The organism is Clostridium sp. DSM 8431, assembly GCF_900116755.1.
Classification (GTDB): Bacteria; Bacillota; Clostridia; order Clostridiales; family Clostridiaceae; genus Clostridium.
On sequence record NZ_FPBY01000115.1, the window covers coordinates 1 to 11,015 of the forward strand.

General features: G+C 28.3%; 7 protein-coding genes. 2 read left to right on the forward strand and 5 right to left on the reverse strand.

Features of this window, described 5'->3' with window-relative positions; all coding sequences use genetic code 11:
• From BM384_RS11765 to BM384_RS11780, 4 genes are all read right to left on the reverse strand, one after another.
• Positions 1 to 1,568, reverse strand: a 1,568-nt coding sequence (locus BM384_RS11765) for an ACP S-malonyltransferase (RefSeq protein WP_139232105.1), incomplete at its 3' end; no start/stop codon positions are given.
• A 15-nt stretch (positions 1,569 to 1,583) separates the two neighbouring features.
• Positions 1,584 to 2,795 (reverse strand): aminotransferase class I/II-fold pyridoxal phosphate-dependent enzyme, encoded by a 1,212-nt coding sequence (locus BM384_RS11770; protein ID WP_090013825.1) that lies wholly within the window; start codon positions 2,793 to 2,795, stop codon positions 1,584 to 1,586.
• Between the two features lies 1 nt (position 2,796).
• The gene (locus BM384_RS11775; protein ID WP_090013828.1) at positions 2,797 to 5,562 is read right to left on the reverse strand and encodes a beta-ketoacyl synthase N-terminal-like domain-containing protein; all 2,766 of its coding nucleotides are present in this window, start codon (positions 5,560 to 5,562) and stop codon (positions 2,797 to 2,799) included.
• Between the two features lie 194 nt (positions 5,563 to 5,756).
• Positions 5,757 to 6,518, reverse strand: a complete 762-nt coding sequence (locus tag BM384_RS11780; RefSeq protein ID WP_090013830.1) for an EFR1 family ferrodoxin — start codon at positions 6,516 to 6,518, stop codon at positions 5,757 to 5,759.
• Positions 6,519 to 6,763: 245 nt separating this feature from the next.
• Here BM384_RS11780 and BM384_RS11785 point away from each other — a divergent pair, with 245 nt between their 5' ends.
• Both BM384_RS11785 and BM384_RS11790 read left to right on the forward strand, forming a co-directional pair.
• Positions 6,764 to 7,474 (forward strand): ABC transporter ATP-binding protein, encoded by a 711-nt coding sequence (locus tag BM384_RS11785; protein ID WP_347455071.1) that lies wholly within the window; start codon positions 6,764 to 6,766, stop codon positions 7,472 to 7,474.
• Positions 7,475 to 7,476: 2 nt separating this feature from the next.
• Positions 7,477 to 9,771, forward strand: a complete 2,295-nt coding sequence (locus BM384_RS11790; protein WP_090013832.1) for an ABC transporter permease — start codon at positions 7,477 to 7,479, stop codon at positions 9,769 to 9,771.
• Between the two features lie 99 nt (positions 9,772 to 9,870).
• Here the strand turns inward: BM384_RS11790 and BM384_RS11795 are convergent.
• Positions 9,871 to 11,015, reverse strand: a 1,145-nt coding sequence (locus BM384_RS11795; RefSeq protein ID WP_090013836.1) for an amino acid permease, incomplete at its 5' end; no start/stop codon positions are given.

Below are 11,015 nucleotides of genomic sequence, written 5' to 3' on the forward strand. Positions count from 1 at the left end.
TCATATCCAAAGTGCTCTCTTACTACAGCGAATATTTCTCCTTGTTTTACTGAATCTATACCTAAATCTGCTTCTAAATCTAAATCTGATTCTAGCATTTCTACTGGATATCCTGTCTTCTCTGCTATTATTTCTTTTATTTCTTTTTCAATGTTTTCATTATTTACAGCTTTAACTAAAGTAGCTTTCTTAACAGTATTCTTAGTTTCTGTTTCTTCTACTTTAACTTCAGTAAAGACTGGCTTAGCATCACTTGTTATTATGTTCATAATATCTTCTAAAGAAATATTTTCATTATTAATTAATGTTTTATCTATATTAAATGTTTTTGATATTTCAGTAACTATATTATTAAAAGTTGCTTTACTTAAGGCTAAATCTAACATCATAGGTTCATCAGTAACTATTATTAAATCTAATGGATATGATGTTTGAGTTTTAACTATATTTCTAACTTTACTTTCAGCATCTTCTTTAGATACTTCATTCTTGAATAAAGATAAATTGTTTATGTCCATATACGATTTAAATCTTTCTACACATAAATTATCATCTTTTGCCTTTATATTAGTTTCAATTGAATAAAATTCCTTACCACTTAATATATCTTTAACTAGCCTTGTTAATATGTTTTTGCAACCAACTTCAATATAAGTATTTACGTCTAATTCATCATACATATTTTTCACAATATCACAGAAGCTAAAAGGTGTTACAAGCTGACTTGCTAATGTTTTTGCAAAGTCTTCTTCTGTAAAATCTTCTTTTTGATATAATCTATTTTTAATAGTAGAATAAATTTTTATTTTTGGTTCTTTATAATTTATATCTTTAATTTTTTCATAATAGTAACTTACAGCATCTTCTAAGATATTGCTATGGAAAGCATGAGATACTTGTAAAACATTATAGATAACTTTATTATTCTTACATATTTCTACAGCTTCTTTTATAGCTGAATCATTACCTGATAATACTATTTGATTTTGAGTATTATGTAATGCTAAAATGCACTTCTCTTTTGCTTCATTAATGATCTTACTTGCAAATTCACTATCTTTCCCTACTGATACACTTACCATACCGCCTCTTTTTTCTTCTGGTATTTTATCAAGTGACTCAGCTCTGTAATATACAATTTTTAAACCATCTGAAAATGAGACAACATCAGCAGCTACTAAAGCTGAAATTTCTCCTAAACTATGCCCACATAAATAATCTGGTTTCATTCCTAACCTTGTAAGTAACTTATACATAGCATAATTAGCTGTATATATAGATGTCTGCATTACCTTAGCTTTCTTTAACTTTTCTTCTACTGTTACTTTTTCTTCATCATTATTGTAAATAATCTTATCTGTTAATTTTTCACCACATAACTCACTTAATATCTTATCTGCTTCATCAAAAACTTGTTTAACTATATCTTCTTTTTCAATTAAGTCCTTAAGCATGTTTGGATATTGAGAACCATGTCCAGGAAATAAGAATGCACTTTTGTTTTGCTTGAAGTTTTCTCCTATAAAAATATCTTGCTTTGACAACAACTCAATTAATTTACTTTTCATGCTACCTTCCCCTTCCTATATAACTCCAAATTTTTTTCCAACTTGTCCCATTATATCTAAAGCTCTATCAATTTCTTCTGTGCTTAAAGATGCAGTAATAGTTGTTCTTAATCTACTCTTATTCATTGGAACTGAAGGGAAGACAGCAGTTGCTATATATACTCCACGATTTAATAATTCCTTTGTCATCTTCATATTAGTCATATCATCACCAATATAAATTGGAATAATAGGTGATATACTATCCATTGTGTCAAATCCTAATTGTTTTAATCCTTTTCTAAATCTGATTGTATTAGCCCAAAGTTTTTCTCTTCTCCAAGTTTCTTTCTGTGCTAATTCAAGAGATTTTAAAACTCCTGCAACTACTGCTGGTGGTAAGCTTGCATTAAATATATATTGGTGAGCTTGATGTTTTAAATATTCTATAGTATCACTATCTGATGCAATACATCCTCCTACACCTGCTAAAGATTTACTGAATGTTGCCATCTTTATTGCAACTTTATCTTCTAATCCAAACTGTTCTGATATACCTCTACCTGTTTCTCCAAAGAATCCCATAGAGTGAGCTTCATCTACCATAATAGCTGCATCATATTTCTCTGCTAATTCTGATATCTTATCTAGACATGCAATATCACCATCCATTGAATAAACACCATCTACAACTATTAATTTTCTTTCAAACTCTTCAGATTTTTTTAGAATATATTCAAGTTTTTCCATATCATTATGGCTAAATATCTTAACTTTAGCGTTTGACATTGCAATTCCATCAACTATACTCATATGATTTAATTGGTCTGTTATTATTACAGATTTTGAATCATTACATAATGTTGATAAAGCTGATACATTAGCTAAATATCCTGCACTAACAATCATAGCTGATTCAGTTCTAAAGAATTCTGCTACCTTTTCTTCAAGTTGTTTATGCAATATAGTTGTTCCATTATGAAGTCTAGCTCCACATGTTCCTGTTCCATATTTCTCAACAGCATCTTGTACAGCTTTAATAACCTCTGGATGAGTAGATAAGCCTAAATAATTATTAGAGGTTAACATAATAACATCTTTACCATTGTACTTTGATGTTCCATCTTGTGGTCCTTCAAAAGCTGGTTCAAAAACATATAAATCTTCAGCCTTTCCTTGTTTAATTCTTGGTAATACTTCATCATATTCTTTTTTAAATCCATTTGGTATTTTTGCAGTCTTTAACATTTTATTCATCCCATCCTTTAACTAATAAGTTTTTTGAATTCTTAATTTTACTTTCAAGCTCTTGATCTGTGTTATATATAATTGAAATTCTATAATTAAACTTTTTAAAATCTTCCTCTGAAGAAGCTTCTTTGCAATCTAATTTTCTTATTAATTCTTCAACTGAATTTGCACAAGTTTTAAAACAATTAACAGCATTAGAAGTAATGTCCTCATCTATTAGTACTTCTGCATCAGAAGCTTGTACATTTACTTCATAACTTCCGTTGCTTATAGATTTTGAACTTATCTTTACGTATTTCTTATCATTATTATTTATTTCATCACATGCTTTTAATAATTGGAAAGCACCTTGAGCACCATAATAGAACATACTGTTACCGTCTTCACTTAATGTTTCTTCTGATATTTCATATACATCATCTCTCTTAGTGCTATTACCTGGATTAAATTTAATTCCTGTAATTCTTGCATAAACGTGATCATCTTCAGTTACATCTTCAGTTCTCTTTATTAAGAATGCTGCTACTCCTTCTGCTGGTATAACATTAGATTTAACATCTAGTTTTTTAAGTAGCTCTATGAATTCAGGACTCATATTTCCATTAACTCCACCAACTAAAACCAAGTCATTTTCCTTAGTCTGTAAGCTTATTATTCCTACTTCCAAAGCTTGTTCAAAAGATATTTTGTCTGAATCATATACAGCATTAGAACTTGTTAAGTTAAAGAAATTTGATACTCTTCCTGCAATTATGTTATCCATATAACCTGGAAGTGTATCTTCTTCAGTCTTAGGAATATATTTTCTTATTCTATTTGTTATATCATTTAAGATTGAATCTCTATCGTCCTTATTTATGTTTTTAAGTGGTGTTATGTTTTCTAATACATCTAAATATTCTCTATGTCTTATTCTTAAATCAGTATTCATTGATCTTTCTAATCCAAGCATATTTCCAATAAAGACACCTGTTTTATCACTAACAATTTTGTCTTTTCCATAACTTTCAATAGCTTGATGACTTGCTATTAATGCTAATTGCTGTGCTCTATCGATTTCACCTAAAATTACTGGAGGAATTTTAAACTTAATACATGGGAACTTAAAATTATCAATAAATGATGCTTTTAGGTTATTGTCTTGATTATAAATATTATTAATTTCTTTTTGATATCTATCTTTAGGGAATTTAGTTAAATATTGGAAATGACTACTAGTATTTTTACACCATTCCTCATAATTAGAACCATTACCATCCATACATCCTATACCTACAATAGATACATCTACACTATTTTCTAAGCTTTTATTATTTGAATCTAATAATTGCTTATGATAATCAGCATTATATTCTTTCACTAAAACATTTGCATTTATTCCACCAAAACCAAAAGCGTTTATTAAAGCTGCTTTAGGTGTACTTTCTTTCTTTTCCCATTTTTGAAGCTTTGTATTTATAGAAAATTCTACTTTTCCCATTTCAAATTCATCTGCAAATCTCTCAAAATAATTTGTAGGAGGAAGTAATTCTCTATTAAACCCTTCAATAACCTTAATTAAGTTAGCCATTCCTGCTGCTGAAAAACAGTGTCCAACTTGTGATTTTATTGAACCAATTATAATTTTCTTATCAGTTATTTTATCTTCTTCAAATAGCATCTTTAAGCCATTAAGTTCAACAATATCTCCAACTTTTGTTCCTGTTGCATGAGTCTCAACATAATCTACGTATAAAGGATTAACGCCAGCTTCATCTAGTGATTTTTTCATTGCTTTATATTGTCCTATTGAACTTGGAGCATAAATAGATTTTCCTTTACCGTCACTAGCTACTCCTGTTCCTCTTATAACTCCATATATCTTATTATTTTCTTTTACTGCATCAGATAATCTCTTTATAATTATTGTTCCAACACCTTCTCCAGGAACTAATCCATTTGCCTTAATATCTAAAGGGAAAGATCCGTTTTCTGCTAATCCTCCAACTTTAGCAAAAGCTATATTTCCAGTAACAATCATATTTCCTAGAACACCAGCTACTACACAAGTCTTTGCCTTTCCTGAATGAAGAATTTTAACTGCATTATCTACTGCTAATAAACTACCAGAACATGCTCCATCTACAATAAACTCTCTACCTTTAATATTTAAGATATCAGCTACACCTTTGCATAAGTTACTATGGAATGCTTTGTTTTCAAAACTTACTTTTCCATTTGAAAATCTATTTTCAATTTCTTCTTTTAAAGACTTCTTTATGCTTTCTTTTTCACTCTCTGAAAGCTTTTTAAACTTTTCATTATTATCTAAATAGTATTCTATCTGTTTCTCTTTATTTATTAAACATTCATTAGAAAAAGAATAATCTCCAAGCATATTTCCAACAACCATTGATACATCATTAGAGTTTAATTCATCAATTGAAATATTCCCTTTTTTAAGAGATTGGATAATAGTATCTAAAAGCATTAATTGTGATCTATTTAACCCTTCTATTTTTCCTTTATTTAAGTTAAGCTTTTCTTCCACTTTAGGGAACTCATAATTTTTAACATATGCACCTAATTTACAATATGTCTTATCTTCAGTGTGTCTATCCTTATCATAATATAACTCTTTCTTCCAAGATGATTCTGGCATCTCGTCTACTCCTGGTTTTGCAGTTATTATATTATCCCAGAATTTCTCAGTATCATAGCTATCAGGAGGAAATACACATCCATAACCAACTATAGCCAATGGTTCAAAGTTACTTTTTTTCATTTTAAACCCCTCTTTTCCTACATTATTCTTTTATTTTTTTATATTCCATATATTACATATATTAACTTTTTTAATGTATTTTTTCAACCTTTTTTGTTTTATTGTTATAACTTTTTTCATTCTTATAGTAAAATAAAAAAAATGGAGACGTATTTTTTTACGTCTCTATTTTTTAACATATTTTCTATTATTAATTAAAGTTTATTATAATTATATTGCTGTACTACTTTATTTCCTAGAAGTGTTATAGCCTGTTTTGGACACTCTGAAATACATCTATAACACATTGTACATTCATTTTTAGTAACAACCTTTTGATTATCTATAGATAGATTATTTGTAGGGCATATGGAAACACATTTACCACATTTAGCACACATATCATCATTAATTTTTAATTTATCTGTATAGCTTTTTGTTTTTCTATAATACCACAAACGTTGTCCAAATAATCCTGCTATATGATTAAATATAGACAATCCATCTTGTGTAGGATTTCCACTTAGATAAGAACTAACTGATTTTTCTATTTTTAAATTTGCCTTATGAACAATAGCTAAGTTATCCTCCCTAGACTTTTTCAAAGTTCCAACATCACATACGTTATCAGGCATCCTTAAATGAAGTCCTCCAACTACATTTGCTCCACATTTTTTTAATAATCTAGCACTACACCCTGCACCATCACCGCTAAAAAGCCCCATAGTTGCTAATATAAAAACATTCTTTCCTTTAAATATTTTTGCATTTCTTTTTATATAATCTCTTACAAAAATAGGGCAATTACTAAATTGTATAGGATACCCAAAAACAATCACATCATCTTCATTACTAATATATTTTTGAGAATCTTCAGATTCAAGTGGAATTGACACTGAATCTTTATTAACCAATTTAACAAACTTATCTACGCAATATTTTGTATTATCTGTACCACTAAAATATATACCTATCATTTATTATTCTTCCCTTCTAAACCATTTAAGTAAATTTAGCATATTTTAACATAAAATATAACTCATTACAATTAATTATATATAGTTATTCCTATTTTTTTCGTAAACTATAACTAAATTTTATCTTTATGTTAACTCTATTTATTGTTTTCTCTTACAAATTTATGTATTATTTATGTTAGATGTAATTTGCTAAATATGCTATTAAAAATATTTATAACATAGAAAGGAATGAACACAAAAATATGGATACAAAAATTATTATACAAGCCAAAGATATATGCAAGTTATACGGTGAAGGCGAGGCTCGTACTCAAATTCTTGATAAAGCATCTGCTGAATTTGAAGAAGGAAAAATCCATACAATTTATGGAGCATCAGGAAGTGGAAAAAGTACTTTTCTAAACATTATTGGTGGTCTTGATAAAGCAGATGAAGGCCAAGTATTCTATGAAAAAAAAGATATTATGAAATTATCCAATAAAGATCTAGTTAACTTTAGAAAAAAATATATGGGTTATGTATTTCAGATGTATAACTTAATTCCAAATTTAACTGTAAAAGAAAATATTGAAGTTTGTGAGTATTTATCTGATAATCCTCTTGATATTGAAGAATTAATTCATGTATTAGGTTTAGAAGCTCAAAAAAATAGGTTTCCATCGCAACTTTCAGGAGGACAACAGCAAAGATGTGCAATAGGTAGGGCCCTTGTGAAAAATCCTATGATTCTTTTATGTGATGAACCTACTGGTGCTTTAGATTATAATACAAGTCGTAATATTCTAGTGCTTTTAGAAGAAATAAATCAAAAGTATGGAACAACGATGATTATCGTTACTCATAATAATTCTATAAAAGAAATGTCTCATTACAATATAACTATCAAAGATGGTCACGTTATTAAAAATGAAAAGAACCTAAATTTAAAGAAAGCATCTGATTTGGAGTGGTAATTATGAATGCATTAAATAGAAGAATATTTAGAGGACTTAAAAATAATTTTGTTAAATATTTAGTTTCATTTATAATCTTTATAATTGGTACTATGATGTTCGTTGCTATTTCTGATTCAACTGACTCTATTAATTTAGCTGTTAATAATTTAATAACTGATAGTAACTGCGAAGATGGAAACTTTCTTGTATACAGCCCTTTAAGTAATGAGCAAATAGAATCTTTAAATCTACATGGAGTAACTCTTGAAAAAAACTTTTATATAAATATAAAAGATTCCTCAAATGGAACCACCTACAGAATTTATAAAAATAGAAACTTAATTAATCTCTTGCAACTAAGAGATGGTGAATATCCCAATAATAGTACTGATATTGTAGTTGAACAGCACTATGCTAAAACTAAAAATCTTAATATATCTGATTCTCTTAATATCGATAATAATAATTTTAGTATATCAGGTCATGGTTATGTAATTGATTATGACTCATTATATGAAGTGGGTGATGGGCCTTATCCTGATTATGAAAATTTCTGTTTATGCTTTGTAAATGATTCATGCTTTAATAAACTAGCTAATAACTATACTGTTCACTATAATTATTCATACATTCTAGACAAGGGGGAAAATAATTATAAGGATGCTGATCTTAATGATTTTTTAAAGAATACTTTTGTTAATACTAATACAATTGCAAAAGCTAATTCAGCAATAAATAGTGATACATGTAACCTTATTAGTTTAATAAAACGTAGCGATAATCAAAGAATTATAAGCTTTTCAAATGATATATCAATAAACAAAAGTTGCACTATGCCAATGGGAGTTGTATTTTTTATTATGTTATCATTTCTTATTGCTACTCTTGCTGTTTCAGAAGTTAGAAAAGAATCTAAGATAGTTGGAACATTATCAGCATTAGGATATAATAACGCTCAGCTAACTATTCACTTTATAACACTTCCTGTTTGCATTGTTGCATCTGCTTCTATTTTAGGGACAATACTTGGCTTTAAATTTGCACCATTTTTTATGCAGAATTATATTAATGGTGGATGTGTTATGAATGTTAAACCTATTATTTTCCCATACCTAATAATATACGGTATTATACTTCCGATTCTTATATCAATAGTTGTTAATGCTATTGTTGTAAATAAAGCACTAAACAAGTCAGTATCCTCATTATTAAGAGGTGGTACTGAAAATTATAAATCAAAAACATACTTAAACTTAGATAAATTTAAATTTAGAATTAAATATCAAATACGTCAATTAACAAGAGAATTACCTATGCATATTGCTCTTTTAATTTCACTAATTCTCACTATATTTATGGTTGTATTTGGTACTGCACTATATAGTACTTTATCATCTTTTAAAACTGACTGTGAAAATACCATGCATTATGAATATAAATATTTATACCGCTTTCCTACTTCTAAAGCCCCTGAAGGCGGTGAAGAAGCTTATGAAAGATCATTTCAAACACAATTTGATGAAAATGAAAATAACTTTACTATACGTATGATTGGATTAAAGGAAAATAGTGATTTCTTTGACTGTAATACCTTAGAATGTGGTGAAGATGAAATGATTGTATCTGCATCAATGAGAGATAAATTTGGTTGGAAAAAAGGAGATATAGTACCTTTAAAAGATAATTTAGATGGAACTATTCATAACTATAAAGTTATTGACGTAATGGACCTTCAATATGGAATGTATGTCTTTACAGATATTAATACAATGAGAAGTGAATATTGCGTAGGAAATAATTATTGGAATGTTATTTATTCTCATAATAAATTAGATATTGATGAAAGTAATCTTGCTGAAACTCTGACAAAAACATCTAGTCTTCAAGGAGCTTCTTCTAGAATTGATTCCTTAATGGGAGTAATCTTATCCTTATTATGTATGGGAATTCTCATTTTTGTAGGCATGCTTTATATGATAATTAACCTTATGACTCAAAAATATGAAACTTCTATATGTACACTTAAAATTCTTGGTTATTCCCATTCTAAAGTATGTCAGATGTATTTATTAAATTCTTTATTTATCGTAATTATTAGCATGCTTATATCTATTCCAATTAGCTTTAAGGTTGTTACAATTATTTATCCAAATATAATTGCTACAGTCCTTAATGGAATGCTAGTTAAAATGCCTATTGGAATTTTATTAGCTATGATTGCTTTAATACTTGCTTCTTGGTTATTTGTTGCATTAATTATTTCTAATAAGTTATCCAAAATATCATTACTTGATATTTTAAGATCTAGAGAATAATGAAATATTAAAAAGAGGCTATCACTCAACTATTTAAACTAGTTGTATGAAAGCCTCTTTTTATATTAATGTGAATTCATTATCAAATTATGTTTTAAACTATCCCATAACTAGAGAATAAATTCCAATAAGTGCGACTATTACAATTGCACATGCAAATATAGCTTCACCTTTGCTAAATGGCTTTTTACCATTTTGTTTTCTAGCTATCATATAAACTGGAATACCTACAGCGTAGAAGATAAATGAAATAAGTGTATCTTTAAGTTCTGCTGAATATCCCATAAATAAAATATATATAAGTGAAAGAACACCGATTAATAATGCACTATTTCTAGAATGCTTTTTATTTTCAGCAAAATCTTTACTATCTTTATTCATACTAATCTTAATTAAATACATAGCTGAGAATAAATATGGTGGAACAGTCATAACACCAACTATAGTTAAAAGCATTTGATAAGCATTGCTATCAAAATGAGCAATTAAAATAATTATTTCAATTACAACAGTAGCTACAATAATTGAAAATGCAGGAACTCCCTTTTTAGAAACCTTAGCAAATGCCTTAGGGAATGATCCATCATCTTGTGCAGCATGTTGAGGAAGTTCAGCTAACATTTGTATCCATGAGATCCAGCTTGAGAAAACTGCAAATAATAATGCAATAGTTATTACATCACGTCCAATATTACTATGCCATAAATTTGTAAGCATATATGCAGTAGATGGTGAAGTCATATTAGCTAATTCACCATATGAATATACACCCATTGAAAGCATACCAACAGAAGCATACATAACTAAACAAACAATAAAACCTATAATAGTTGCTTTAGGTACTTGTCTTTGATCTCTTGCTTGACCAGACATAACAACAGCACCTTCAACACCACCAAATAACCATAATGTAGTCATCATAGTATTCATAACTTGGTGTCCTATACTACCCATGTTTTGATCTTGTAATGATTCAATAGTTTTAGTAGCAGAAGCATTAGTAGTGAAAGTATCTAAATTAAAATGCATTATAACGGTTGCTAAGAACACTACTACAACTGCAAGCATTAAAGCTGTTGCAAACTTTTGAATACTACTTGAAACTTGTACACCTTGAAGAACTAGAATAGTAATTAAAACTGTAATAATAGTAGCACCAATAACTGAAGGCCAGTTGTTACCACCAGTAAATGTACCAGGGAAGAAATAATCTAACGTACTCATAACTAGAACTGCATATGCAG